Here is a 26,188-nt window from a genome sequence, read left to right on the forward strand (position 1 = left end):
ATAAAGTACAAATGATACTATACTTAAAATCATCTTATTAGCAGAAATGGAAAAATAAAAAATAGATCATAAACGAATTAAACATATTAAAGCATGCGTAAAATAATTATTCTACTACTATTTACTATCCCTACACTGTTAATGGCACAGCAAAGTGAAGTGCTACAGTTAAATGAGGGCTGGCAATTTTCTCAGGTTGCAGATACAAACCAAAACAAAGAAAATGTTTCGTGGTACGATGCGGAAGTACCTGGGTCTGTGCAACGTGACTTGATACGTCTTGGCGTTTTGCCCGATCCTTATTATGGCACAAATGAGAAGCTGATACAATGGGTTGAGGATAAAAACTGGGATTTCAGAAAAACTTTCGTAGTTACTGCAGAGCAGTTGCAGTATGACGATGCTGTAATATTTTTTGAAGGATTAGATACTCACGCTGATGTTTTTTTAAATGGTTCCAGAATACTTCAAACTGAAAATATGTTTATTGGCCATAAAGTATCTGTTAAAAACATGTTACGCGAAGGAGAAAATAAACTATATATCAGGTTCTATTCTCCGATTGAACGTATGATGCCCGCACGTGAGTCATTTGGTTATGAGTATCCGGCAGGTAACGACCACAGAGATGAGAAGCTTAGTGTGTATAATCGCAAAGCACCTTATCATTTTGGATGGGACTGGGGAATCAGAATTGTGCAAATGGGTATATGGAAGCCTGTTTCTCTACATTTATATAACAGTGCAAGTATCGAGGATTATTATGTAAAACAGGTATCTATTGATAGTGAATTGGCTGAAACAGAGCATCAGGTTGAGCTTTTCTCATATAATGAAAAACAGATAGAGGCAACATTATCAATAGAATACAGTGTTGACGACAACATTAATTTTATCGAGGAACAGGTAGGATTAATGCCGGGATGGAACAATTTCTCAATTCCTTTGAAGATTAATAACCCTAAACTCTGGATGCCTGTTAACTGGGGTGATCAAAATATGTATGATTTCAAAGTTAAACTGATTGTCGATAATGAGGTTATTGCTGAAAAGACTGTAAGAACAGGATTGAGATCTATCAGGCATATCTTTGAAGAGGATGAGCATGGTAAATCTTACTACTTTGAAGTAAACGGTATACCCATATTCGCTAAGGGCTCAAATTACATCCCGGGAGAGATACTTACTACTCAACAGGATGAGGAGTATTATGAGAGATTTTTTGATAACCTTGCAGGTGCAAATATGAACTTTGTACGCGTTTGGGGAGGTGGTATTTATGAGAATGAAGAGTTTTATCGTCAGGCAGACGAAAGAGGCATTCTGGTATGGCAGGATTTCATTTTTGGATGTGTAGCCTACCCTTCTGATGATAACTTCCTTGCTAATGTGAGAGAGGAGGCCATATATAATATAAAAAGACTGAGAAATCACCCCTCACTGGCATATTGGTGTGGAAACAATGAAGTGTGGGAAGGTCTGAATTTCTGGGGATGGGGAAAAACTGTTCCTAAAGAGATTATGGATGGATGGTTTAAAGGATATGACCTTACATTCCGTGAACTATTACCATCACTTGTGAGTGAGTATGACGGCACACGTGATTACGTTCATGGCTCACCAGACGTTGCAAACTGGGGAAGACCAGATCTTTTCAATACGGGTGATGTGCATGACTGGGGATTGTGGTATGGTGAACTTCCTTTTGAAGCAATGGCTGACCGTTTACCTCGTTTTGCAAGTGAATTTGGATTTCAGTCATTCCCTGAAATGAAAACAATTAAGACATTTGCGAAACCTGACCAGTGGTCTCTGGAGAGTGAAGTAATGACTATTCACCAGAAAGCATCTACAGGAAACTCTTTAATAAAGAAGTACATGGACATGTATTATCATGAACCTAAAAATTTTGAGGATTTTGTTTATATAGGATTGGTAATGCAGGGAAATGGAATGGAGGAGTCAGTTGAGGCAATGCGAAGAGGAAGACCATACTGTATGGGTGCATTATACTGGCAAATAAATGATAGCTGGCCCGTTGTGTCATGGTCGAGCATCGACTACTACAACAATTGGAAGGCGCAACATTACCGCATGAGAGATGTTTTTGCTCCTCTTGCTTTGGGTATAGAGAATAAAGATGGTAATCTGAATTTTTATACCATGTCAGACTATCTTGAAAATCGCAGTGATCTGATACTTACAGTTCAGATAGTGGATTTTTCAGACGGTGTTAAGCAAGAGTTCAAGGATATTGTTGATGCAGAAGCAAATAGTAGTAAAATAGTGAAAACAGTCAAAATATCTGATATTGTGGGTGAATCAGAAAAATCACACACTATGATTCACGCTTACCTTAGAGATAGTGAAGGAAACATTATTTCAACAAAAGATTATTTCTTCTATTGGCCAAACAAGCTTGATCTGCCTGAGACCGAAATAGAAAGCAGTGTTTCTTATAAGGATGGAGAATATGTTGTTACACTATCCAGTAAAAAACTGGCTAAAGATGTTTTCGTGGAGATCCCCGTTTTAGGAGCACAGTTCAGTGACAATTTTATTGATCTGCTGCCGGGTGAAGAAAGAACAATTGTAATTACATCTCCTGAACTAAAAGGTGCAGATAAAACTCCGGTTACATTCAGGCATGTCAGAGAAACTTATTAATTTGAAAACATATTCATACGATATATAGTTTATGTCGTATGAATATTCATTATTTATGGCTGATAAAAAAACAAACCTCTCTATATTATCTGTTGTTGCTATAACATCATTTATGGGTACATTCCTGGTATCTGCAGTGAATATTGCACTACCCAGTATTGGCAGCAGCTTGTCACTTTCGGCAATTGAGCTAAGCTGGATTATAACATCCTTTATACTTGGTATGGCTTTATTTATGATACCTGCAGGAAGCTGGGGTGATAAGTCAGACAACAGGAAAATTTTTAAATTTGGTCTTGTACTATTCATTATTGCTTCCACTGCCTGTTATTTTGCCCCAAGCGGTATCTGGTTGATTGCAGCTCGTTTTATTCAAGGTATAGGTGCTGCTTTTTCAGGAACAACAGGTCAGGCAATACTAGTCTCTTCTTTTCCGGCCAATAAAAGAGGTCAGGTGCTCGGTATTTCAGTTTCTGCTGTATATATCGGATTGGCACTGGGACCTGCTGTAGGTGGAGTCTTAACGGAACAGTTTGGGTGGCGTATACTATTTAGTATTGCTGCCATATTAGGTATCTTCACATTAATTGTTTCAATTATTTTTCTTAAGAGTGATAAGAGTTTTATACCTGATTCCAAAAAAGGAGATATAGCTGGTACACTCCTGTTTATGTCGGGACTAGTTGCTTTGGTTTATGGATCATCTCAGATTCCCTCAACCAGAGGTTGGGTGCTTATGGCGTTATCGCTGATACTACTGGTAATTTTCTGGAGGGCAGAGAGCAAATTAAAATATCCAATGCTTGACACATCATTATTTACCCATAACAGGTTGTTTACATTCTCAAGCATGGCTGCACTGATTAACTATACTTCGACATTTGCAATTGGTTTTTTTATCAGTCTTTATTTACAGAAAACATTGAGCCTTTCTCCAAAAGAAGCAGGTGCTGTAATACTTGCGCAACCACTGATGATGGCAATTTTTTCACCTCTAGTTGGCAAAGCATCAGATAAAATTCAACCTCGCTATCTGGCAACAACTGGAATGGCAATGTGTACTATGGGACTGGGCATGCTGGCTTTTTTGAATGCATCTACTCCTATATGGCTGATTGTTACAATTCTGATTTGGGTTGGGTTAGGTTTTGCTCTTTTCTCATCTCCTAATATGAATACGATAATGAGTTCAGTGGAACGTAATCAGTATGGACAGGCATCAGGTCTTGCTGCTTCAATGAGAGTATTTGGTCAGATTATAAGCATGAGTATTATTACATTACTGATATCTTTTAATTTAGGCGATCAATCTATTGATGCAGTATCAGATCAATTATTCCTTAAAGCAATGCGATGGGGCTTTATAATTTTCACAGTTATTGGAGTCCCAGGCATATATTTTTCGCATTTCAGGGGAAATGTAAAGAAGGGGGTATAATACAAAATAGGTTTTTCATATTTATTCATAAAATCTCATAGTAAAATTACTCATTTGGTGTTATCTTTGCACCCACATTTACAAATAGTATTAAGAAGTAATGGCAAAAGAATTGAAGGAGCTTACTCCCAGAAGTAAAGATTTTTCACAGTGGTATCTGGATTTAGTTATAAAAGCTGATCTGGCAGAAAATTCTGCAGTAAGAGGATGTATGGTAATTAAACCATATGGTTATGCTATATGGGAAAAAATGCAGCGTCAACTGGATGATATGTTCAAGGAAACAGGTCACGTTAACGCATATTTCCCGCTGTTTATTCCTAAATCATATCTTAGCAGGGAAGCCGACCATGTGGAAGGTTTTGCTAAAGAGTGTGCGGTGGTAACACATTATCGTTTAAAAAATGATCCAAATGGCAACGGTGTAATCGTAGATCCTGAGGCTAAGCTTGAAGAGGAGTTAGTGGTAAGACCAACTTCTGAAACTATTATATGGAGCACTTATAAAAACTGGATTCAATCATATCGCGACCTCCCTCTGCTTATTAATCAATGGGCAAATGTTGTTCGTTGGGAGATGAGGACTAGATTATTTCTCAGAACTGCTGAGTTTCTCTGGCAAGAAGGACACACTGCACATGCCACAAGAGAAGAGGCTGTTGAAGAGACAGAGCGTATGATAAATGTCTATTCAGAATTTGCTGAGAAATATATGGCAATGCCTGTAATAAAAGGCTTTAAGTCTGAATCTGAAAGATTTGCCGGTGCATTGGACACATATACCATTGAAGCTTTAATGCAGGATGGAAAAGCTCTTCAATCGGGTACTTCACATTTTCTGGGACAAAACTTTGCTAAAGCATTTGATGTTCAGTTTGCTGATCAAACAGGAAAGCTTGAGTATGTCTGGGCAACTTCTTGGGGAGTTTCAACCAGATTGATTGGTGCTTTGATTATGTCGCACTCTGATGATAACGGATTAGTGTTGCCTCCTAAGCTTGCACCTTATCAGGTGGTTATTGTTCCTATCTACAGAAATGCAGAGCAGCTGCAACAGGTAAATGAAAAGGTTGCCGGTATCGTGCAAAGATTAAAAGCACTTGGAATAAGTGTTAAATATGATAATGCAGATAATAAGAAACCGGGTTGGAAGTTTTCGGAATATGAATTGAAGGGTGTGCCTGTACGCTTAGCTATTGGTGCACGTGATCTAGAAAATAATACTATTGAAGTGGCAAGAAGGGATACTTTAACTAAAGAAACTCTGTCATGTGATGGTATTGAAAATTACATCAAGGAGCTGCTGGAGGAAATTCAGGAAAATATTTACAAAAAAGCACTTGATTTCAGAATTTCACAAACACGTGAAGTAGATAGTTACGATGAATTTAAAGTAGAAATCGAAAAAGGTGGATTCCTGTTGTGTCACTGGGATGGCACTCCGGAGACAGAAGAGTTGATTAAAAACGAAACAAAGGCAACTATCAGATGCATACCTCTGGAAGGAGACAAAACACCTGGTAAATGTATGGTAACAGGTAAACCTTCTAAGCAAAGGGTAATTTTTGCAAGATCATACTAAATCTTTAGGTGATTTCATGGCTACTTTTAAACAATGGATATCCGCTTTCAGACTTCGTACACTTTTTCTGGCAGTTGCAACTGTTATACTGGGAAGCGGATTATCTATTTACGAAGGTAAGTTCAACATATCTGTTTTTATCTTTGCCCTATTATTAGCTGTTTCGATTCAGATACTTGCTAATCTTGCTAACGATTTGGGTGACTATCTTAAAGGAACTGATACAACGGGTAAAAGAGAGGGACCGACTCGTGCTCTGCAGGGTGGAGCAATCTCTGTGAGAGAGATGAAATATGCAGTAATTATCTTTATTGTAATTTGTCTTTTTTCTGGGATAGTATTAGTTTCCCTTGCCTACCCCTACATTAACGGAACTAATGCATTAATTCTCCTTGTAACAGGTCTGTTGTGTATACTTGCTGCACTTTTCTACACTATGGGGAAAAATGCATACGGTTACAAAGGCTGGGGCGATCTGTTTGCTTTTTTCTTTTTTGGCCCTGTACCTGTAATTGGCACATATTTTCTGCACACTCATGATTTTACCCACATACCTGTGCTGCCTGCAGTAGGTATTGGAATCATAAGCACTATGATACTTAATATCAACAATATGAGGGATATGGATAACGACAGGTCGTCAGGCAAACATACAGTTGCAGTAAAACTGGGATTACCTAAATCAAAAATGTATCACACCATTTTAACTATGGCATCTTTCTTCTGTTTCCTGAGTTTTAACAATATATATGAACCATCTCCATGGTATAGATATATTTATTTAATTTTCTTTCTTACACTTTTCAAAATTCTGATCGGGATACAGAGAAAAAAAGGGTCAGAACTTGACCCTTATTTAAAACCTACTGCTCTCTCCGGTTTTATAATTGCTGTAGTATTTTCGATTTGTATCAATCTTTAGATTTTCATTTCATATCTATTTCCAGAACATAATCAATTGCATCAGGTTTACTGTTCAGATTAAGCAATATGCCCTTTTCTGAAGTGGTGAATTTTATTGGCTTGCCATCAATAAACTGTTTAACTGAGGCTATCATTTTACCCTGAATTGGCAGATATAGTGCATCATCCTCCAGGTTTAGTATATGAACATAAATCTTATTCCCTTTTTGCGTTGTAACTCCCCAGTCACGTGGTTCAATAATTCCACCACGGGTCCCATAGATAGATTCACCATACTCATTCAACCATCGGCCTATTGCTAAATATCTTTCTATTGCGATGTCAGGGAATTCACCATTGGGGCGTGGACCCACATTCATAAGTAGGTTGGCGTTATTGCCTGCTGCTTTTACCAAATAATGGATAAGCTCTTTCTCGGACTTATAATCTTTATCTGTAATGCTATATCCCCATGTATGATTCATTGTTTCACATGTTTCAAGAGGGAGTTTGCCAACAGTTGCAGTGGATGAATATCCCGACTGATTCTGACCTGGGAGATCTTTCTCAAATGTCTGGCCATCCTCTCCTTCAATAGGTGCCAGGTGGTGGTTGTTGATAATAAGACACCCTGGCTGTATTGAATGTATATGATCATAGATCTCTCTCAGTTTCCAATCGAAATCTTCTGGTTGATCCCACATGCCATCAAACCATATTGCTCCTATTTCACCGTAATTTGTTAACAACTCAGTTAATTGATTCAGCATAAAGTTGTGATAGGTTTTCCACTCACCTTTATTAGTGCGCCCCACTCCTCTTCCTGATCTGCCTATTGGGAAGTAATCATCTCTACTCCAATCGAGTATGGAGTAGTAAAAGTGAAGCTTAATGCCCTGTTTATGGCACTCTTCAGCAAGCTCTTTTATTATATCTCGTTTAAATGGTGTAGCATCTACAATATTATATGGAGACTGCTTGGTGCCAAACATTGAAAAGCCATCGTGGTGTCGGGAGGTGATGCATATATATTTAGCACCGGATGCTTTTACATCTGATACCCATTTGGCGGCGTCGAATGCTGATGGATAAAATCCTTGAGCTAAGAGTGCATACTCTTTGTAGTTAAGGTTTTTATTATTCATTATCCATTCGCCATCTGCCATCATACTATAGATACCCCAGTGAATAAATACACCAAATTTCATATCTTGAAATTCTTCTCTGTTTTTTAAATTTTCTGCTGTGGGTATGTAGTTCTCTTGAGCTAATGCTCCTGAATATACTAAGTATATCATCATTAGTATGGAAATAAAGTGTTTCATAGGTTTTAATTTATTTTGAATTATTCTCAATATAATGAACTAACCCTTTGACGGTTTCATAGTCGTCAAAATCGAACTTGTTTTCTTTTATGTAATCGTTGTATAGATCTTTATACTTGTTATAGAAACGTTTCAATTGACGGACCGACTTAATCTCCTTTATTCCTGAACCATTATCAATTGAATATAAATTAAAGAGTTTTACCTTATAGTCATCAGGTAGTTTCAATTGATGCCACATGCCACCATCATATAAACTTGAATAGGAATCTACAGCAGAAGTATGTGTAGTACCACCATAACCAGCAGGTTTCCCCGGTGCAAGCAGTCTGCATTTATGTTCTATATATAGTTTATAGTTACTTTCCTCAACAACTTCTACAAATTTTTTCTTGTTGTTTAGAATAAACTTCCTGTTATCAATAAACACTGTGTCTAGATTGTCTAATGTTATATCAGCAAATGCTAACAGCTGTCCTCCCTGATCAAATATCATCTCTTCAGTAACCAGGTTATAGTTTAACAAAGCATGGTTTTCTGTTCCACCTTTCATAAGAACTACTCCTGGTATGAATTCAGAAAATAGATAGTGGGATATCTCTTTCTGTGAGTATGCAGAAAATGCAGTGACTAATACAAGTGTTAATAATAAGGTTGATCGCTTCATATCGGTAAAAAGTTAACTTACAAAACATCATAATTATTACCCTGTAACTCTAGGGGCTAATATGTAAATTACGTAAAGATAAACTATAATTTTGTAAAAATAAAAGAATTAACATGCTGTAAAAACCAGGGTGATGATTTAAATTATTTAATTAACTTTGTTCCATTAACAAACCAAAATTCTTTTCATTATGTTTGACAACAACAAACGCGCTTTCATAGCCATTAATGATAAAGCTGAAGTGTGTCTGATACCAAAAATGGCAAATCGACATGGATTAATTACTGGTGCAACAGGCACGGGAAAAACAGTCACTTTACAGACTTTGTCTGAGACATTTAGTGAGATGGGTGTACCTGTTTTTGCAGCTGATATGAAAGGCGATCTTTCAGGTGTAGCTAAAATTGGTGGTAATAAAGAGAGTGTTAATAAAAGAGTTGATGGTTATAATCTAAAAGAAAAAGGTTTTGAGTATAAGGCTTATCCTGTTCGTTTCTGGGATGTTTTTGGAGAACAGGGCCATCCGGTAAGAACTACTGTTACGTCGATGGGACCATTGTTGCTGGAACGACTATTGGGATTGAACGAAACACAGGGCGCTATACTTACAATGGCATTCAAAATTGCTGATGATAATAATCTTTTGATCCTGGATCTTAAGGATCTGCAAAAGATGCTGCAGTTCATTGGTGATAACAGAAGCGAATTTACTACTAAATATGGCAATATTTCACCTGCGAGTATTGGTGCTATTCAGCGTGGTTTAATGAGACTTGAGAGTGAGGGTGCTGATAAGTTTTTCGGGGAACCTGATCTTGAGATAACTGACTTTATACAAACTGAGCAAGGTAAAGGTGTTATTAATATTCTTGCTGCTGATAAGCTGATGAAATCACCTAGAGTATACACCACTTTTCTATTGTGGTTACTTGATGATTTATACGAAACACTTCCGGAAGTGGGTGATCTTGAGAAACCTAAACTTGTTTTCTTTTTTGATGAAGCTCACCTGCTGTTTAATGATATGCCTAATTCATTACTTGAGAAAGTGGAACAGATAGTGAGATTAATTCGTTCGAAAGGTGTAGGTGTTTATTTTTGTACTCAGAATCCCGCAGATATTCCACAATCAATTCTGGGTCAGCTAGGTAACAGGGTACAGCATGCATTAAGGGCTTATACTCCTAATGATCAGAAGGCTGTTAAGGTGGCTGCAAACACATTCAGGGCTAATCCAGGCTTTAACACAGAGGAGGTTATTACTCAACTTAATACTGGTGAGGCTTTGGTATCTTTTCTTGATGAGAAGGGTGCACCTCAAGTAGTTGAAAGGGCTAATATTCTGCCTCCGCAAGGACAAATAGGACCAATCACTCTGGGTGAGAGAGATCAGATATTAAAAAGTTCTCTTATTTATGGTGTTTATGAACAGTTGATAGATAGAGAATCTGCTTATGAAATACTTTCAAAGAAACAGGATCTTCTGGCTGAAGAGCGACGTTTAGCTGCTGAAGAAAAAGAGCGTATCCGTATTCAAAAGGAACAGGAGAAGGCTGCGAGAGAAGCCGAAAAGGCTCAGCGTGCAGCTGCTCGAAAAAGAAAGGAAGAACAGGGTATTTTGGGAGATCTTTTACAACAGGTAGGCAAAAGTACAACTCGTCAGATAAGTTACGAGATTGGTAAAACCATTACCCGTGGATTGCTTGGAGGACTGTTTGGTAAGAGATAAGAAAATAAAATGTTTGTATGATATTGAATTTTTCCAGAAACTATATAATAAAAGATACTTTAATAATCTCTTTTTTCTTTCTGTTTTTAATTTTGGGGGGATGCATTAATCCTGATAAGTCATTTAATTATAAAAATGGGGATTTACTCTTTTCTGTTGGTTCCGGTAATTCAGATTTCACTTCTGCTATTAAGGAGAGTACTTCAATGAAAGATGAAATACCATACTCACATGTTGGAATAGTTTCTATAGAGGGTGATGATATCTTTATAATTGAAGCAACCACAAGGGGTGGAGTAAGAAAAAGTACTCTGAAGGAGTTCTTTGCTGAAGCAGCAGAGATTGATGGAAAGAAATTAATAGCTGTGGGCAGACTGATTCCTGAATTGCAATATTCTATACCTGATGCTATAGAAAATGCATCGGCTCATTTAGGAAAGAAGTATGATTACTATTATGATGAGGCTAATGATCTGTTTTACTGTAGTGAGCTAGTTAGATTCTCATTTAAGGATTCGTCGGGTAATTATATAATTGAGCCACTAAAAATGTCGTTTAAGAATAAGGAAACTGGAAAACCGGATCCATTCTGGGAGTCACATTTTAAAAAATTGAATGTTGATATACCTGAAGGAATGCCAGGTACAAATCCTGCGGATATGGCCAAACTTCCGGTGATAGATATAGTACACACATTTTTCAAATAATAGTCATATACTGATAAATTTAAAATATAATAATGATTGAGCAAAAGAACGAAGAGATAATTGAGATGAAATCAGTAGATAGTACTGAAGTAAAACATATTAATCCTATCACTGACTGGTTTATTCGGCTTTTAAAAGGTGCTTTAGTGGGCATTGGTTTTATATTACCGGGGCTCTCAGGGGGTGTATTAGCGGTTATCTTTGGTATATATGATCCGCTTATTAGGTTCTTGGCCAATATTAGAAATAAATTTGTGAAAAATGTTATGTTTTTTCTACCTGTTGCTATTGGTGCTGCAATAGGAATAGTACTTTTTGCAATTGTAGTAGAAAAAGCATTCGGTATTTATGCAGCACAATTCGTTTGCCTTTTTGTTGGATTTGTTGCAGGTACATTCCCTTCACTATATAAAACTGCAGGTAAACAGGGCAGAAAATCTTCGGATCTGTTTATATTGATTATCTCTACTATTGCTATATTCGCCCTTATGATGGCAGGTGGACAGCAATTGACAGAGGTGACTCCCAATATTATGGTATGGCTTGGTTCTGGTCTGTTGATGGGACTTGGTTTGATTGTTCCAGGTATGAGTCCTTCCAATTTTCTAATCTATTTTGGATTATATGATAAGATGGCAACTGGAATAAAAGATTTTGATTTTATGGTAATCATCCCATTAATTATAGGGTTTGTGATTTGCATATTGTTATTCGCTAAAATAGCGGCATGGCTTTTCAAAAAGTATTACTCAGGAATGTATCATTTTATTCTTGGTATGGTGGTGGGTTCATCTCTCGCAATATTCCCAACTGTTGTGTTTCCGGCTTTTACTACCGAGCAATTGACTATAACTGGATTAAGCTTTGGTAGTTCTTTACTCTTTTGCCTGATACTTTTCATTTTAGGAACACTACTTTCATATCAGTTTAGTAAAGTTGAGGAGAAGTATCCAAGAGAGGAAATCTTTTAAGTAGTTTATTCAACCTCTTTTATTACTTTAATTCTGGGATTACGATCAGTAAGCTCAGTAATCATTGCGTCTATATCTGATGGACTAACTCTTAAGATTTCAAATCCTCTTACCAGGTCAATTCTGATCTGGTTCTTTTTCTGTTTCTTTATTCCTAAAATATCTCCAACTGGAATTCTTTTATTTTTTGAGAATAATCTCAAAACAAAACGAATCTCAATGAAATTGAGGTCTGTAATAACATACTCTTTTATCGTAGTTGATAAAATAAATAGGATAGTGAAAGTAAAATATAGAATATTTGCCCAAATATTTGAGCTATCATTAAGTTTTAAAACAATGGCTATCAATAATACTATAGCAAGTGCTGTCCAAAATAGGTTTTCTATTCCATTATGTGCTTTAAATTTTTTATCCACTTTTATTCAGTATTTTTCATTACATAAGTGAGACAAGTAGAACAAAGATATAATTATTTCCTGAAAAGCTGTTAAATTAATTGAATAATGTCATAATAGACAAACCCAGATTTTTTATAGACGAAATAGGAGATTTTGTCTACCAAATGAAGGTTTCTATCTTTATATATTTGTAAATATGCTATTTAAGGCATTAAAAACAAGTTAAATGGATTTATCCTGATTAAACATTTGATCACTTATGGGTGTCATAGTTTCGAATTTATTTAATTAATCATTTTTAAAATATAAGTAATATGAGAAAAGTTGCATTAATACTATTTGTGGGAATATTCATATTGAGCAGTAATATTTTTGCTCAGAACAATAATGATTCTACTAAGAGAGTTGAGAGGCGTCAAAGAGTTGAAAACAGATGGACTCCTGAAAAGCGAGCTGAGATTATGGCAGAACAATTAAAACTGTCTGAAACAGAAAAAGCTCAGGTAAAAGCATTACTTGAAAAAAATGAAAAGGAAAGATTGGCTCAAGTAATAGAGCAAAGAGCTAAAAGAGAGAATTTGAAAAAAGAACGTGATGCAAGAAGAGCTGAAATGCAAGAACTTAGAGAGCAGGCAATTAAAGCTAATGAAGCAGAACTGGAGAAAATTATAGGTAAAGAAAAAGTAGATCAATGGAAAAAGTATAGAGATGAGAATCGAACTTTCAGACGTGAATCAGGAAGAAGACGTTGAAAATGATTACTTATTAAAAAAAGTAAAAAAAGCTGCTCTCAATTGTGCAGCTTTTTTATTTCAAATAGTACTTTTTGTAAATATCCTTGAATCTATTGCTCTCTTTAAATCTGATTAACCAGTTGTTCAGGCTATCTAATAAAACTGGTGATTCTCTTCTAATTACCCATGATTCTAATTGAGTGAAACTTATATCAGTCTCAATATCTATCTCAGGGAATGCGTCAGAGAGTCTTAAGGCTGTTCTTTCATCACTCACTGTGAAATCAATATTACCGGAGGCAACCATCATGATAAGTTGCTCTGTCTCATATGTTGAATCTTTAATTATGAAAATTGTATCTCCAATTTCATGTGCCAGATTGTTGAGTCTCAATATTGAGGGAGAATCTTCAGGAACATATATGCTCTTTTTTGCAAGATCTAGATGTTGTCTGATAGGTTCAATACTATCATTATATTCTGCTTTGCGTTGAATTAATACAAGCTTATTTAATGTGATAGGCTCTGTAAAATAGAACAATTCTCTAAGTTCTGAGTTAACAGCAATATTGCGGGCAATAAGATCATATTTCTGCTGTTTAAGCCCATTTAGGTTGTCTTCCAGACTATTTTCAAGGACAATATTAACTTTTATATCCCAATCATTTTCAATTGCTTTCAGCATTTCATACTGAAAACCGGCAACTGAATCAGCAGATATATAATAACCAATAGTATTATAGTCTGTGACTACATTCAATACACCCGAATCAATTATTTCACTATAATCACGGATTTTATTCTCCTTATCTGTATTATTACTTATCACTGTTACTATAATTATAATAATAAGTAATAACAGTAATAATAAATAGATTAGGATGTGCTTTCTTATGTGTATGTAAATTGACTTATGCAACTGCAGAAAAAATTAGTTGTGTAAGTTTACTGAAAGTCCCATTTTAAAGATAAAAGGGTTTACCGGATAGCCTGGTAAAGAGAAGTACTCTTGAGGTTTTATAACTTTAGATGCAACATTATAAAACATCACGAAGAATCGAGTCTGTTTCAAATGCATATTCATATATACAGTTGAAATCGGATAATTTCCTATCTCTTTTTCCTGCTGATTATAAAATTGAAGCAAAGCTGGTTCATAACCTTGTACAAAATATTTGGTATGATAATGGGCGTCTACACCAAACTGTAGCGTCAGTTCATTAACTATTTTTGTTCTTAAGTACATATTAGAATATATACTGAAAGTAGGCAATGGTATAACATTTTGATTACTCGATGTTTGATAAACAACTTGGTTATCCCAGTTGAATATTCCCAGTTTTATATTCTGATCTATACGTGCTGTAAGAATCTGAATATTTTCACTTTCTTGTGCTATGTTTTTATTTTGGTCAAAATATATCCAATTCTGAAGATTTTCCACTCCCGCGCTAAATGTGGTATTAGTAAAAGGAATAAATAGTTTTCCTCCTAAATAGACTCTTCGAGTGTCTCCAAAATCATTGTTCCACATGAAATATTTTGAGAAATAATTATTCTGCAGATATCTTGGTCTAATATTTTTCATATATGCCTCAGCTGACAAACCTACACGTTTACCTGCTATATCAAACCCTGTCTCGATATCCCCCAGTACTCTGAATTCTCCAATGTTAACACCAAGAACACCTAGATCAGCTCTGATATTGAAGAGTAAATTCTCTCCCTGTTGTTTATTTAGTACTCCACCGATAGTAACAGAGTTTTCTCTATGCCGAGTTCTATTAGTCCCGACAGTATCTCTCATTGAATAATTCCTCAGGTCATATTCCAAAAAGGCAGTTAGTCCAAATTTCACCCACTCTTTAAATCCCTCACGTAAACTTAAAGAAACTGTATTTTTAAAAGATGTGTAATGAATGCTGTCATCTACAGCTTCACTATAATAACGGTTTGCATAAAAACGATCAATGTTATGCATCTGTATTCCATCTACATTTACAAATGTTGTATCATGAGATAAGAAACGACGAAATTGCTGTGTGTATTGAGATGAGAACCCCAAACTGGCTACAGGAATAAACTCTCCTGAAACGCGAGTTAAACTGTCCTTAGGGGCATCTTTATAACCCAGGTTATATCTCCCGGAAATGAAATAACGATTGTTCCCAACTGTATTCCATGTATTTGTAAATTTAATGGGTATGTCTCTTGGAGTAAAGCTTTGTTGTATTGATTCAGGATCAGTGATAAAAGTTTCATCTGTAATACCTCCGTTTTCAAAATTACTAATCTTTCCAAGATTCATAAATGCATGTCCTTCGAATCTATCAGATAAATAACTTCCAAATAACGAGAAATTATTATTTTTAACAGATTGCGAATTATAAAATCCTTTTGAATTTATTAAATCAACATCTAGCCCCAGATTAAGACTTTTTCCAAAATTAGATGTTAGTCTTGCACCGAATCGCTCCTCTCTTGTCTGCTTATTTCCGCTTCGATGATAATCGAGCTTTGAATAAGGGACACGTGTATTAACAAACAAAAGTTCTTCTGCTCTTTTTATATATGGATAATATGCATTATTAAAAACAAAATGTTCTGTTTCTTGTCTATCATTGAATATTTTAGAAAAAGAGGGAGATCCTAATGGACCTAAAAAACCCATGGCTACTGATTCACCATCCGGTAGAGTTGTATGCTGATAATTATGAAGTATTGTATCTGATTCTGCTGGTAGACGACTACCGGTCCTAGCATCAATCGTCCAGATTGTCATTCTCGAAAGTTTTTGCAAAGAGTCTGCCTCAGCTCCATGGTCGTGTAAGAGATGATTTAATTGTGAAGTTTGACCAATAGGGAGCTGGGTTTCCTGTGGAGGTTGTAGTGAATCAGCCATCACCTGACTTTCAGCAGATTCAGGTATAATTATACGGGCTTGAGAGTATAGAAATACTATACTTAAAGACCAAATAAAAACAGATATTAACAGCTTTTGTTTCATCGGATGCAAACTTACATAAAAAAACGTGAAGCTTAGTTAGTCAGATTCGTTTTTCTAAAGTTTTTGATAAAATTTAGTATGTCTATGGTGTCATAAAGTATTATATTTAAAAATAGGAAATAGAGTAATTCTGTAAAAATTCTCACTTTTTATGCGCTTAATAAAATAATTACATTAACTTTGCGGAAATAAAACATCAAAATGAAAGTAAAAGGGCTGCATCATCATCATTTTCTAACTTGCATTCAGGCGAGATGAAATAGATATGTACAAACCCTATTGAAAATATTTATACACCCGTCTGAATCAATTCAGGCGGGTTTTTTGTTAATTAGCTAATAAGCAGAACCATTAATTTAAAAGAAGTGGAAAAGATTAAAATAGCAATACAGAAAAGTGGCAGACTCAGTGAAAATTCAATTGAATTGCTTAAAGAGTGTGGAATAAAAGTCACAAACGGAGATCGAAAATTGAAGACAGTAGCATCAAATTTTCCAATGGAAGTTCTTTTTCTCAGGGATGATGATATTCCACAGTATGTTGAACAAGGTGTGGCTGACATTGGAATATTAGGTGAAAATGAAGTATGGGAACAGGATAAAAATGTACAGATTGTTGAACAACTTGGATTTGGAGGATGTCGTCTATCTCTAGCCATACCTAAAGACGATGATTATAATGGAGTTGACTATTTTAACAATAAACGTATAGCAACAAGTTATCCCAAAATTCTTAGTAAATTCTTCGATGCCAAAGGAATTAAAGTAGATATTGAAGCATTAGGAGGCAGTGTTGAAATCGCTACCAGTATTGGGCTGGCTGATGGTATTTTTGATATTGTGAGTACAGGCAGTACTTTAATCATGAATGGATTAAAAGAAGTTGAAACAGTTGTTAGAAGTCAGGCAGTCTTAATTAGCAATAAAAACCTGTCACCGATAAAGAAACAACTCCTGGATGAGATGTTATTTCGAATTAAAGCATATAAAAACGGTAAAGGGAAAAAATATGTTTTATTGAATGCTCCTAATGAAGTTATTCCAGATATTGTAAGGATATTGCCCGGTATGAGATCTCCAAGTATTTTACCATTAGCAGATGAAGGATGGAGCAGCGTTCACTCGGTGATAAATGACGATGATTTCTGGGAGATAATTGATGAACTTAAACGGCATGGAGCTGAAGGTATACTCGTTATTCCTATTGAGAAAATGATATTATAGACCACAATTCAGATTTATTAAAATGAAGATTATTTCAAATCCCTCTCCCTCAAAATGGGAGAAACTTTCCGAAAGACCTATGATTAAGCAACAAAAGCTTATGAAAACGGTTGATAAAGTATTCTATGATATCCATAGGAAAGGAGATAAAGCTGTACTTTCATATAGCAGGAGATTCGACTTTCCTGATCAGGAGTCCTTTATAGTCAGTAGTGAAACAATTGACGAAGCTGCTAAATTAGTATCAGAGCGTTTGAAACAGTCTATTGAACTTGCAAGAAAAAATATAGAGGTGTTCCACAGATCTCAAATTGAAGAGGCTGTTAAGGTAGAAACCGCTCCTGGAGTGGTTTGCTGGCGGGAATCCCGACCAATAGAGAGGGTTGGAATATATGTACCTGGTGGTACTGCCCCACTCTTTTCTACCGTCTTAATGCTTGCAGTACCTGCCATGATTGCCGGCTGTAGTGAGATAGTACTGTGTACTCCACCTGATAAAGAGGGGAAGATTGATCCTGCAATTCTCTATACTGCAAAACTCGCAGGTGTAACAAAAGTCTTTGCTTTAGGTGGTATCCAGGCAATTGGAGCAATGACATTCGGTACTGAAACTGTACCTAAAGTCTATAAGATATTTGGCCCCGGTAATCAATATGTCATGGCAGCTAAACGCTCTTCACAATACTACGGAGTAGCAATAGATATGCCTGCAGGTCCAAGTGAAGTACTAATTATAGCTGATCAAACTTGCAACCCCTCATTTGTGGCTGCAGACCTTCTTTCGCAGGCAGAACACGGACCAGACAGTCAAGTTATCCTGCTTTCTTGTAATAAGAAAGTGATCAAAGAAGTAAACAAGGAGATTGACAATCAACTTGTAGCATTGCCACGTCAGGATATTGCTATCCAAGCATTAAAAAACAGCAAAGCAATCCTGTTTAAAGATATTGAAGATTGTATTGCATTCAGCAACCTGTATGCACCCGAGCATCTTATTCTGGCTGTAGAAAACCCATCTTTGGTCAGTCGTGAAGTCATTAATGCCGGCTCTGTATTTCTTGGAAACTGGAGTTGTGAAAGTGCTGGTGATTATGCAAGTGGAACAAATCATACTTTGCCAACAAGTGGTTTTGCAAAATCATTTAGCGGTGTATCACTTGACAGTTTTATTAAAAAAATAACATTTCAGCAAATTAGTGAAGAGGGTATAAGAAGCATTGGTAATGCTGTAGAAACTATGGCAGAAGCTGAGAAGCTTTATGCACACAAAAATGCAATGACTCTTCGTCAAGGAGTATTAGCAGAAAAACTTATAACAAATATTGAAAATAGTGATGAGGAAGTTTGATTTACGCTCATTGGTGCGCTCAAATATCTGGGAACTGAAACCTTATTCAAGTGCACGTGATGAATTCTGGGGTGATGAAGGTATATTCCTTGATGCCAATGAAAATCCGTTTGGAAATAAAAACAGATATCCAGATCCGCACCAACGTACTCTTAAGAAATCTCTTTCTAAAATAAAAGGTATATCAGTTGATAATATCTGTATCGGAAATGGGAGTGATGAGATCATTGATTTGGTTTTCAGAATTTTCTGTGAACCGCAAAAAGATAGTGTAATCATTTGTCCCCCAACATATGGTATGTACGAAGTATCTGCTAATATAAACAACGTAAATATTATTAAAATACCACTCGACAGTAATTTCGAATTAAATGTTGATGAGATTCTCTCACAAAACGCAAAATGTCTTTTTTTATGCTCCCCCAATAATCCCACAGGAAACAGTTTAAAGAATATCGAAGTACTGATGAATGAGTTTAATGGAATTATTATTGTAGATGAAGCATACATTGATTTCAGCGATAAGCCAAGTTTTATTGGTCGTCTCTCTGAGTTTCCCAATTTGATCATTATGCAGACATTTAGCAAAGCCTGGGCATTAGCCAGTGCACGTGTTGGTATTGCATATGCTGATTCAAATATTATTAAGTTAATGGATAAAACTAAACCCCCATATAACGTAAGTAGATTTAATCAGGAAGTGGCACTAAAAGCCTTGTCAAAACCAAAGAAGTTCGAGAGGCGTCTGAAAGTTATATTAGAGCAACGGGATAATCTTCTTAAAGAGTTTACTAAAATATCTGTAATCAAGAAAGTTTTTCCTACAGATGCAAACTTCATACTCATAAAAGTTAGCGATGCGGATAAGTTATACAATTACCTTGTATCAAATAAACTAATTGTAAGAAATAGAAATTCTGTTATTTCAGATTGTATTCGTATAACAGTTGGCACACCAAAAGAGAATGAGGCTCTTATTGAAGCTCTCAAAAATTATACCGAAGGTTGAAAAATCATTAAATTAAATATGAAGAAAGTACTATTTATTGATCGTGACGGCACTCTTATTATTGAACCAGAAGATGAACAAATTGATAGCTTTGAGAAATTAGAGTTTTATCCAGGTGTATTTCAATATCTGTCACGCATTGCAGGTGAACTAGATTATGAGCTAGTAATGGTAAGCAATCAGGATGGTCTGGGCACATCATCTTTTCCTGAAGAGACATTTTGGCCTGTACAGAATATGATTTTGAAAACATTCGAAAATGAGGGTGTTAGATTTAGTGATATTCTGTTAGACAGATCTTTCCCGGAAGATAATCTACCTACAAGGAAACCAGGTACGGCTATGCTTACCCACTATCTTAAAGGAGATTATGATTTAGAAAATTCATATGTCATTGGAGACAGACTAACAGATGTTCAACTAGCTGATAATATGGGCTGTAAATCCATTTTAATAAGTAGCACTTTAAGTGAAAAAGCTACACTTACAACAACAGAATGGGAAGAAATCTACCGTTTTTTAAAATCTCAGCCTAGAATAGGAAGTGTTACACGAAAGACATCCGAGACCGATATCTCAATTAAAATAAATATTGATGGTAAAGGTAAAAGTGAAATCTCAACAGGCTTAGGCTTTTTTGATCATATGCTCGAACAGATTGCCCGTCATGCAAATGCAGATCTGTCAATAATCGTAAAAGGAGATCTGCATATAGATGAACATCATACAATAGAAGATGTGGGAATTGCATTAGGTGACGCTTTCCTTCAAGCACTTGGAAAAAAGAAAGGAGTTGAGAGGTATGGTTTTATGTTGCCAATGGACGATTGCCTGGCACAGGTTGCGATAGATTTTGGAGGCCGACCCTGGTTGATGTGGGAAGTTGATTTCAAGCGAGAATATATTGGTGACATGCCTACTGAAATGTTCATGCACTTTTTTAAATCTTTCAGCGACAATGCTAAATGCAATCTTAACATCAAGGCGGAGGGCGTAAATGAGCACCATAAAATAGAAGCTATATTTAAAGCCTTTGCACGAGCTATTAAGATGGCTGTCAAAAAAGGTGAAGGTACAGGCATACCCAGCACTAAAGGAACATTATAATTGTTTTAATACAGTTAATAACATACAAACGTAATGGTTGCAATTATTAAATACAATGCAGGTAATATTGCTTCAGTAAAAAATGCTGTTGAGAGACTTGGTTTTGATTGTGTAATCACTGATGATATAAATAAAATTCAGAATGCAAACAAAGTGATATTCCCAGGTGTTGGAGAAGCTAAATCTGCGATGAACCATCTAACTAATAACGGATTAAGTGGCTGTATTAAATCTTTACTTCAACCAACACTCGGTATATGTTTAGGACTTCAGCTACTGTGTCAGTACTCAGAAGAGGGAGATACAGAATGTCTTAAGATTTTCGAAACTTCAGTAAAAAAATTCCCTGCAGATGATATCGTTCCTCACATGGGTTGGAACAACATCTCAATAAACACAGAACCGCTATTTAAAGGATTAAATAAAGATGATGCTGTTTATTTTCTTCACAGTTACTATGCAGGAATTTGTGAACAAACTATTGCAACCTGTAATTATATTTTACCTTTTAGTGCAGCAATGAGAAAAGATAATTTCTATGCCACCCAGTTTCATCCTGAAAAATCGGGAGATGTGGGTGAACTTATTTTAAAGAATTTTCTTGAATTATAATGTTAAGATGAGAATTATACCTGCTATTGATATTATTGACGGAAAGTGTGTCAGATTAACAAAAGGAGACTACAGCACACAAAAAACATACAACGAGAATCCGCTGGAGGTTGCTAAAGAGTTCGAAGCTAACGGCATTAAATTTCTTCACCTTGTAGATCTTGATGGAGCCAAATCAAATCATATTGTAAATCATCATATATTAAATGAAATTGCCTCTAAAACATCGTTGAGTATTGATTTTGGAGGAGGCATCAAATCCGATAATGATGTAAGGATAGCATTTGAAAATGGCGCAAAACAAATTACAGGAGGCAGTATAGCCATAATTAATCCTGAACTGTTCACTGAATGGCTGTCAAAATATGGAGCCGATAAAATTATTCTGGGAGCCGACAGCTACAACAGGAAAATAGCAACCCACGGATGGCAGAAAGAATCACAAGTCGATGTAGTAGACTTTATTACCGATTACCAGAAAAAAGGTATTGAAATGGTGATTTGCACAGATATATCAAAGGATGGTATGTTACAAGGCCCTTCTGTGGAGTTGTACAGAGAAATACTTTCAAAGAGCCATATTTCATTAATTGCGAGCGGAGGTGTAACATCTATTGCCGACATACATTTACTTCAACAGATAGGCTGTGAAGGGGCAATAATAGGTAAAGCTATATATGAAGGCAACATCAGTATGAATGAACTCAGAGATTTTAATCCAGATTAAGAAAACCACCAACATTTTTATTGTTGGCAAAAGGATTATAAAGTAGTCAAATTAAAAAAAATATAATGCTAAAAAAGAGAATAATACCCTGCTTAGACATCAAAAATGGTCGCACAGTAAAAGGAGTTAATTTTGTTGGACTTCGCGATGCAGGTGATGCAGTTGAACTTTCTAAACGTTATGTATCTGAAGGAGCTGATGAACTTGTTTTCCTGGATATAACAGCAACAGTAGAAAACAGGAAAACACTTACAGAACTTGTTGAAAAGGTTGCACGTGAGATTAATATACCCTTCACTGTGGGTGGTGGAATAAGATCAGTAGAAGATGCCAGGCTAATAATAAAAGCTGGTGCCGATAAAGTAAGTATCAACTCCTCCGCAGTAGAAAGACCTCAACTTATAACAGAAATTGCCGATCAGTTTGGTAGTCAATGCGTAGTTCTAGCCATAGATACTAAAAAAGAAGATAATGGTGAGTGGAAGGTTTATGTTCATGGAGGCAGAACCCCTACCCCTTTATTAACAACCACATGGGCAAAAGAGGGAGAAAGAATGGGTGCAGGTGAAATACTATTGACTTCAATGAATTACGATGGAACTAAAGCCGGATTCGACATAGAGATAACTGGTAAAGTTTGTGAAGCTGTAAACATTCCTGTAATTGCTTCAGGTGGAGCAGGCACTAAAGAGCATTTTGCAGAAGTCTTTAAGAAAACCAAGGCCAGTGCAGCATTAGGTGCATCTGTATTCCATTTTGGAGAAATCCCCATACCTGAATTAAAGAAATATTTAAAAGAACAAAATATAGAAATACGATGAAAATAGACTTTGAAAAGAGTGATGGTCTGGTACCAGTTATTGTACAACATACCAATACATTACAGGTCCTAATGCTGGGCTATATGAATAAAGAAGCGTTAGAAAAAACAGAGACAGAAGGTAAGGTGACCTTTTTCAGCAGAAGCAAAGGTAGACTATGGACAAAAGGTGAAACTTCTGGTAATTACCTTATGGTTGAAGATATTAGGACAGATTGTGATAATGATACAATTCTTATAAAGGCAAAACCAATCGGACATACTTGTCACACAGGTAAAACCTCATGTTTTGATGGTGATAAAACTACTTCAAAAGGTTTTTTATACGAACTAGAGAAAGTAATTGAGCAAAGAATCACAGATAATACAGAAGGATCTTATACGGCACAACTATTCAGTAAAGGAATTAATAAAGTAGCACAGAAGGTTGGCGAAGAAGCTGTAGAGTTAGTTATTGAATCAAAGGATGATAATCTTGAATTGTTTAAAAATGAAGCAGCTGATTTAATGTACCACTTCCTGATATTACTTAAAACAAAGAATCTGCGTCTGGAAGATATCGAAGAGGTTTTATCCGATAGGCACAAATAGTCAAACTTTAGCTTTTGGATAAAAGCTAGTTTGATAAATCTGTACGCCAGGAAGATAATGTAAAAAAAGGGTGATATCACATAGTGAAATCACCCTTTTAATTATCAACTAAAAAATATTATATTATGGTCCTAGTTTCGTTTAACTGGACAAGGTCAGAAACATATTAAGCTTCTGCTTCTACCATAGGCTGTACTGATACGTACGAGCGATTATTTTTTCTCTTGCGAAATACCACAACTCCGTCTACTAAAGCAAACAGTGTGTGATCTTTTCCAATACCTACATTTTCACCCGGGTGATGAGAAGTACCACGTTGACGAACAAGAATATTTCCTGCTTTAGCTATTTCTCCACCATACAATTTAACGCCCAATCGTTTACTTTCCGATTCGCGGCCGTTCTTCGAGCTACCAACTCCTTTTTTATGTGCCATTTTCTTCTGATTTTAACTGATTAAGCAATAATTTCTTTAACTCTCACTTCTGAAAACTGTTGACGATGTCCGTTTAGTTTCCTGTAACCTTTTCTTCTTTTCTTTTTGAAAACGAGTACTTTGTCACCTTTTACGTGAGAAAGAACTTCTAAAACTACTTTTGCTCCATCCACTACTGGAGTTCCAACTGTGACTTCACCATCTTTATCAATGAGCATCACCTTTTCAAACTCCACTTCGCTACCTTGCTCAGCATTTATTCTGTGGACGAATAATCTTTGATTTTGTTCAACTTTAAATTGTTGACCCTGAATATCTACTATTACGTACATATATAAAATAACTTGACGTTATATGCCTGAGGCGAGCCACTTAGTGCGACTTCTTATAGAGCCTATTGGCAAAATGAGGTGCAAAATTAGATAATTTAATTGTAAATCACAAACTAATCATCTGATTTTTTCGAGATTATTATATGCATTTCCAATATTTTCAATTATATCGGAAGCAACAAATGATCTGGGATTAATTGATTTGGTTGTAAAATCTGCAGTCATACCATGAATGTAAACCCCTACTTTTGCGGAATCAATAGGATTATATCCCTGAGCAAGCAGACTTGTTATAATTCCGGTTAAAACATCACCGCTTCCGGCTGTTGCAAGTGCAGGAGTACCTGTACTGTTCATATAAATATTTTCAGAATCTATGATTAAAGTATATGCACCTTTCACAACAATTATCAAGTTATACTTTTGTGCGAATAACCTTGTTTTCTGAATTTTATCATAGTCGTCGCTCCATCCACCAACCAATCTTGAAAGTTCACCCGGATGTGGAGTTAATATAGTATCAGGTTTCAGTAGTTCTATCCAATTGTGGTTCGAGGAAAGAATATTTATTCCATCTGCATCTATAACCAATGGTACTTTATTATTAATTAAAAAATCGTGGAGTGCTTTTTTTGTCTCTTCATTTTGTCCCATTCCCACTCCAATACCAATTGCATCAGGCTTAATTTCGAAATCAATATTGGAGATATATCTTTCACCTCTATCCTCTATTGCCATCGCTTCGGGAAAATTGATCTGAATAACCTGTACACCACACTTTGGCATATACGCGGTAACTAATCCACACCCTGTTTTCAAAGCAGCCCTCGAAGCTAAACAAACTGAACCACACTTTCCAAGACTTCCACCCACTATGAGAGCATGACCTACAGTACCTTTATGTGCAAATAAATTCAGGGGCTTAATAAGTTTCGATATCTCACTTTTCTCAGTAAAGTAAATATTACTATCAGATTCGGAAATTGCTTGTTCATTCAATCCAATATCAATTATAGTAACATTACCAGTAAACAAGTTATTTTCCGGTAAAAACAGAGCCAGCTTTGGTATTTGAAATGTTACTGTTTCTGTGGCTTTAACAGCAAAAGTTGTTTTTCTTTCAAGAAAGAGACCGCTAGGCACATCTATACTGATAACTTTTGCGCCACTCTCATTTATTTTCCCAATTACAGATTCAGCAATTCCGGTGACATCTCTCGAAAGTCCGGTCCCGAAAATCCCATCAATAACCACATCATATTTACATATATCTGGTATTTGATCTTCATTATAAATTTTAATTATTGAAATATTCTCTGCTTTAGCACGGCGGAAATTATGAGCACAATCTTCGCTATATTGATTCTTATACTCAACAATACACACCTTTACACTGTAACCCGATTTATGTAGTAAACGGGCAATAAACAACCCATCTCCACCATTATTCCCTACTCCGGAAAAAATAAGTACAGAAGTGCTTTTATTAGAATATTTCTCGATGAACCAGTTGTAGAATGCAGTAGAAGCCCGCTTCATTAACTCAAGCGAAGAAATAGCTTCTCTTTTGATGGTCTCGGCATCTACATACCGAATCTGTTGTGAAGTGAGTATTTTCATAGATAGATCTTACCATGAAGAGTGCGCAGGATGAGACTCGAACTCACACGCCGTAACCGGCACTACCCCCTCAAAGTAGCGTGTATACCAATTTCACCACCTGCGCTTGATAAGGTGCCCGGAACAGGGGTCGAACCTGCACGTTGTTGCCAACACTAGTCCCTGAAACTAGCGCGTCTGCCAATTCCGCCATCCGGGCGTCAAATTTACAATTAAAAGAACGTTTTAATTA

At 36.0% G+C, this 26,188-nt stretch carries 24 protein-coding genes and 2 tRNA genes; 16 read left to right on the forward strand and 10 right to left on the reverse strand.

Annotation, left to right across the window (positions count from 1 at the left end):
• Positions 1-93 precede the first annotated feature (93 nt).
• From PHO43_RS00185 to menA, 4 genes are all read left to right on the forward strand, one after another.
• Positions 94-2,667, forward strand: a complete 2,574-nt coding sequence (locus PHO43_RS00185) for a beta-mannosidase (RefSeq protein WP_288010946.1) — start codon at positions 94-96, stop codon at positions 2,665-2,667.
• Positions 2,668-2,722: 55 nt separating this feature from the next.
• Positions 2,723-4,105, forward strand: a complete 1,383-nt coding sequence (locus tag PHO43_RS00190) for an MFS transporter (RefSeq protein WP_288008728.1) — start codon at positions 2,723-2,725, stop codon at positions 4,103-4,105.
• Between the two features lie 100 nt (positions 4,106-4,205).
• The gene (proS, locus tag PHO43_RS00195) at positions 4,206-5,687 is read left to right on the forward strand and encodes a proline--tRNA ligase (RefSeq protein WP_288010948.1); all 1,482 of its coding nucleotides are present in this window, start codon (positions 4,206-4,208) and stop codon (positions 5,685-5,687) included.
• 16 nt (positions 5,688-5,703) lie between these two features.
• Positions 5,704-6,609, forward strand: coding sequence for a 1,4-dihydroxy-2-naphthoate octaprenyltransferase (gene menA / locus PHO43_RS00200; RefSeq protein ID WP_288008726.1), 906 nt, complete (start codon positions 5,704-5,706; stop codon positions 6,607-6,609).
• A 4-nt stretch (positions 6,610-6,613) separates the two neighbouring features.
• On the opposite strand, the gene PHO43_RS00205 is transcribed toward menA, so the two are convergent.
• Together PHO43_RS00205 and PHO43_RS00210 are read right to left on the reverse strand one after the other, a co-directional pair.
• Positions 6,614-7,915, reverse strand: coding sequence for an alpha-L-fucosidase (locus tag PHO43_RS00205; protein ID WP_288008724.1), 1,302 nt, complete (start codon positions 7,913-7,915; stop codon positions 6,614-6,616).
• Between the two features lie 10 nt (positions 7,916-7,925).
• A complete protein-coding gene (locus PHO43_RS00210) occupies positions 7,926-8,582 on the reverse strand; it encodes a hypothetical protein (protein WP_045089400.1) in 657 nt (218 codons plus the stop codon).
• Positions 8,583-8,772: 190 nt separating this feature from the next.
• Between PHO43_RS00210 and PHO43_RS00215 the strand changes: the two genes are divergently transcribed.
• Genes PHO43_RS00215 through PHO43_RS00225 form a run of 3 tightly spaced genes read left to right on the forward strand, consistent with a single transcriptional unit; the run spans position 8,773 to position 11,989 of the window.
• Positions 8,773-10,311: a helicase HerA-like domain-containing protein gene (locus tag PHO43_RS00215; protein WP_045089399.1), complete on the forward strand. Its 1,539-nt coding sequence runs from the start codon at positions 8,773-8,775 to the stop codon at positions 10,309-10,311.
• A 17-nt stretch (positions 10,312-10,328) separates the two neighbouring features.
• Positions 10,329-11,018, forward strand: a complete 690-nt coding sequence (locus PHO43_RS00220; RefSeq protein ID WP_052673119.1) for a YiiX/YebB-like N1pC/P60 family cysteine hydrolase — start codon at positions 10,329-10,331, stop codon at positions 11,016-11,018.
• Between the two features lie 32 nt (positions 11,019-11,050).
• The gene (locus PHO43_RS00225; protein ID WP_288008722.1) at positions 11,051-11,989 is read left to right on the forward strand and encodes a DUF368 domain-containing protein; all 939 of its coding nucleotides are present in this window, start codon (positions 11,051-11,053) and stop codon (positions 11,987-11,989) included.
• Between the two features lie 5 nt (positions 11,990-11,994).
• On the opposite strand, the gene PHO43_RS00230 is transcribed toward PHO43_RS00225, so the two are convergent.
• Entirely contained in the window at positions 11,995-12,408 is a 414-nt protein-coding gene (locus PHO43_RS00230) for a hypothetical protein (protein ID WP_045089398.1), read from the reverse strand.
• Between the two features lie 296 nt (positions 12,409-12,704).
• On the opposite strand from PHO43_RS00230, the gene PHO43_RS00235 reads away from it, so the two are divergent.
• The gene (locus tag PHO43_RS00235) at positions 12,705-13,142 is read left to right on the forward strand and encodes a hypothetical protein (RefSeq protein ID WP_045089397.1); all 438 of its coding nucleotides are present in this window, start codon (positions 12,705-12,707) and stop codon (positions 13,140-13,142) included.
• A 55-nt stretch (positions 13,143-13,197) separates the two neighbouring features.
• On the opposite strand, the gene PHO43_RS00240 is transcribed toward PHO43_RS00235, so the two are convergent.
• A complete protein-coding gene (locus PHO43_RS00240) occupies positions 13,198-13,953 on the reverse strand; it encodes a transporter substrate-binding domain-containing protein (protein WP_288010951.1) in 756 nt (251 codons plus the stop codon).
• A 102-nt stretch (positions 13,954-14,055) separates the two neighbouring features.
• Positions 14,056-16,131, reverse strand: coding sequence for a putative porin (locus PHO43_RS00245; RefSeq protein WP_052673118.1), 2,076 nt, complete (start codon positions 16,129-16,131; stop codon positions 14,056-14,058).
• A gap of 365 nt (positions 16,132-16,496) precedes the next feature.
• On the opposite strand from PHO43_RS00245, the gene hisG reads away from it, so the two are divergent.
• The 8 genes from hisG (at position 16,497) to hisIE (ending at position 23,568) form a co-directional block, all read left to right on the forward strand.
• Positions 16,497-17,354, forward strand: coding sequence for an ATP phosphoribosyltransferase (gene hisG / locus PHO43_RS00250; protein ID WP_045089396.1), 858 nt, complete (start codon positions 16,497-16,499; stop codon positions 17,352-17,354).
• 22 nt (positions 17,355-17,376) lie between these two features.
• Complete coding sequence (hisD, locus tag PHO43_RS00255; RefSeq protein ID WP_288010953.1) at positions 17,377-18,702, forward strand: histidinol dehydrogenase; 1,326 nt, start codon at positions 17,377-17,379, stop codon at positions 18,700-18,702.
• Complete coding sequence (hisC, locus tag PHO43_RS00260) at positions 18,689-19,711, forward strand: histidinol-phosphate transaminase (protein ID WP_288008717.1); 1,023 nt, start codon at positions 18,689-18,691, stop codon at positions 19,709-19,711. The genes hisD and hisC overlap by 14 nt, the downstream gene beginning before the upstream one ends.
• Positions 19,712-19,729: 18 nt before the next feature.
• Positions 19,730-20,818: a bifunctional histidinol-phosphatase/imidazoleglycerol-phosphate dehydratase HisB gene (gene hisB / locus PHO43_RS00265; RefSeq protein ID WP_045089393.1), complete on the forward strand. Its 1,089-nt coding sequence runs from the start codon at positions 19,730-19,732 to the stop codon at positions 20,816-20,818.
• A gap of 33 nt (positions 20,819-20,851) precedes the next feature.
• Positions 20,852-21,430: an imidazole glycerol phosphate synthase subunit HisH gene (gene hisH, locus PHO43_RS00270; protein ID WP_045089392.1), complete on the forward strand. Its 579-nt coding sequence runs from the start codon at positions 20,852-20,854 to the stop codon at positions 21,428-21,430.
• 7 nt (positions 21,431-21,437) lie between these two features.
• The gene (hisA, locus tag PHO43_RS00275; protein ID WP_045089391.1) at positions 21,438-22,157 is read left to right on the forward strand and encodes a 1-(5-phosphoribosyl)-5-[(5-phosphoribosylamino)methylideneamino]imidazole-4-carboxamide isomerase; all 720 of its coding nucleotides are present in this window, start codon (positions 21,438-21,440) and stop codon (positions 22,155-22,157) included.
• A gap of 65 nt (positions 22,158-22,222) precedes the next feature.
• On the forward strand, positions 22,223-22,978 hold the full coding sequence (gene hisF, locus PHO43_RS00280) for an imidazole glycerol phosphate synthase subunit HisF (RefSeq protein ID WP_045089390.1): 756 nt from the start codon (positions 22,223-22,225) through the stop codon (positions 22,976-22,978).
• Complete coding sequence (gene hisIE / locus PHO43_RS00285) at positions 22,975-23,568, forward strand: bifunctional phosphoribosyl-AMP cyclohydrolase/phosphoribosyl-ATP diphosphatase HisIE (RefSeq protein ID WP_288008713.1); 594 nt, start codon at positions 22,975-22,977, stop codon at positions 23,566-23,568. The genes hisF and hisIE overlap by 4 nt, the downstream gene beginning before the upstream one ends.
• Before the next feature lie 166 nt (positions 23,569-23,734).
• Here the strand turns inward: hisIE and rpmA are convergent, their stop codons facing one another.
• The 5 genes from rpmA to PHO43_RS00310 form a co-directional block, all read right to left on the reverse strand.
• Positions 23,735-24,004 (reverse strand): 50S ribosomal protein L27, encoded by a 270-nt coding sequence (gene rpmA, locus PHO43_RS00290; protein WP_045089388.1) that lies wholly within the window; start codon positions 24,002-24,004, stop codon positions 23,735-23,737.
• A gap of 20 nt (positions 24,005-24,024) precedes the next feature.
• Positions 24,025-24,336 (reverse strand): 50S ribosomal protein L21, encoded by a 312-nt coding sequence (gene rplU, locus PHO43_RS00295; protein WP_045089387.1) that lies wholly within the window; start codon positions 24,334-24,336, stop codon positions 24,025-24,027.
• A 117-nt stretch (positions 24,337-24,453) separates the two neighbouring features.
• Positions 24,454-25,956: a bifunctional ADP-dependent NAD(P)H-hydrate dehydratase/NAD(P)H-hydrate epimerase gene (locus tag PHO43_RS00300; protein ID WP_045089386.1), complete on the reverse strand. Its 1,503-nt coding sequence runs from the start codon at positions 25,954-25,956 to the stop codon at positions 24,454-24,456.
• A gap of 22 nt (positions 25,957-25,978) precedes the next feature.
• Positions 25,979-26,062 (reverse strand) — tRNA-Leu (locus PHO43_RS00305).
• 9 nt (positions 26,063-26,071) lie between these two features.
• Positions 26,072-26,155 (reverse strand) — tRNA-Leu (locus tag PHO43_RS00310).
• Positions 26,156-26,188: the final 33 nt, after the last annotated feature.

The organism is Lascolabacillus sp., from assembly GCF_028696275.1.
Lineage (GTDB): Bacteria > Bacteroidota > Bacteroidia > Bacteroidales > Dysgonomonadaceae > Proteiniphilum > Proteiniphilum massiliensis.

Coding starts and splice junctions, on each gene's coding strand:
- PHO43_RS00185 (WP_288010946.1), top strand. CDS start 94: ATGCGTAAAATAATTATTCTACTACTATTTACTATCCCTACACTGTTA.
- PHO43_RS00190 (WP_288008728.1), top strand. CDS start 2,723: ATGGCTGATAAAAAAACAAACCTCTCTATATTATCTGTTGTTGCTATA.
- proS (WP_288010948.1), top strand. CDS start 4,206: ATGGCAAAAGAATTGAAGGAGCTTACTCCCAGAAGTAAAGATTTTTCA.
- menA (WP_288008726.1), top strand. CDS start 5,704: ATGGCTACTTTTAAACAATGGATATCCGCTTTCAGACTTCGTACACTT.
- PHO43_RS00205 (WP_288008724.1), bottom strand. CDS start 7,915: ATGAAACACTTTATTTCCATACTAATGATGATATACTTAGTATATTCA.
- PHO43_RS00210 (WP_045089400.1), bottom strand. CDS start 8,582: ATGAAGCGATCAACCTTATTATTAACACTTGTATTAGTCACTGCATTT.
- PHO43_RS00215 (WP_045089399.1), top strand. CDS start 8,773: ATGTTTGACAACAACAAACGCGCTTTCATAGCCATTAATGATAAAGCT.
- PHO43_RS00220 (WP_052673119.1), top strand. CDS start 10,329: ATGATATTGAATTTTTCCAGAAACTATATAATAAAAGATACTTTAATA.
- PHO43_RS00225 (WP_288008722.1), top strand. CDS start 11,051: ATGATTGAGCAAAAGAACGAAGAGATAATTGAGATGAAATCAGTAGAT.
- PHO43_RS00235 (WP_045089397.1), top strand. CDS start 12,705: ATGAGAAAAGTTGCATTAATACTATTTGTGGGAATATTCATATTGAGC.
- PHO43_RS00245 (WP_052673118.1), bottom strand. CDS start 16,131: ATGAAACAAAAGCTGTTAATATCTGTTTTTATTTGGTCTTTAAGTATA.
- hisD (WP_288010953.1), top strand. CDS start 17,377: ATGAAGATTATTTCAAATCCCTCTCCCTCAAAATGGGAGAAACTTTCC.
- hisC (WP_288008717.1), top strand. CDS start 18,689: ATGAGGAAGTTTGATTTACGCTCATTGGTGCGCTCAAATATCTGGGAA.
- hisB (WP_045089393.1), top strand. CDS start 19,730: ATGAAGAAAGTACTATTTATTGATCGTGACGGCACTCTTATTATTGAA.
- hisH (WP_045089392.1), top strand. CDS start 20,852: ATGGTTGCAATTATTAAATACAATGCAGGTAATATTGCTTCAGTAAAA.
- hisA (WP_045089391.1), top strand. CDS start 21,438: ATGAGAATTATACCTGCTATTGATATTATTGACGGAAAGTGTGTCAGA.
- hisF (WP_045089390.1), top strand. CDS start 22,223: ATGCTAAAAAAGAGAATAATACCCTGCTTAGACATCAAAAATGGTCGC.
- hisIE (WP_288008713.1), top strand. CDS start 22,975: ATGAAAATAGACTTTGAAAAGAGTGATGGTCTGGTACCAGTTATTGTA.
- rpmA (WP_045089388.1), bottom strand. CDS start 24,004: ATGGCACATAAAAAAGGAGTTGGTAGCTCGAAGAACGGCCGCGAATCG.
- rplU (WP_045089387.1), bottom strand. CDS start 24,336: ATGTACGTAATAGTAGATATTCAGGGTCAACAATTTAAAGTTGAACAA.
- PHO43_RS00300 (WP_045089386.1), bottom strand. CDS start 25,956: ATGAAAATACTCACTTCACAACAGATTCGGTATGTAGATGCCGAGACC.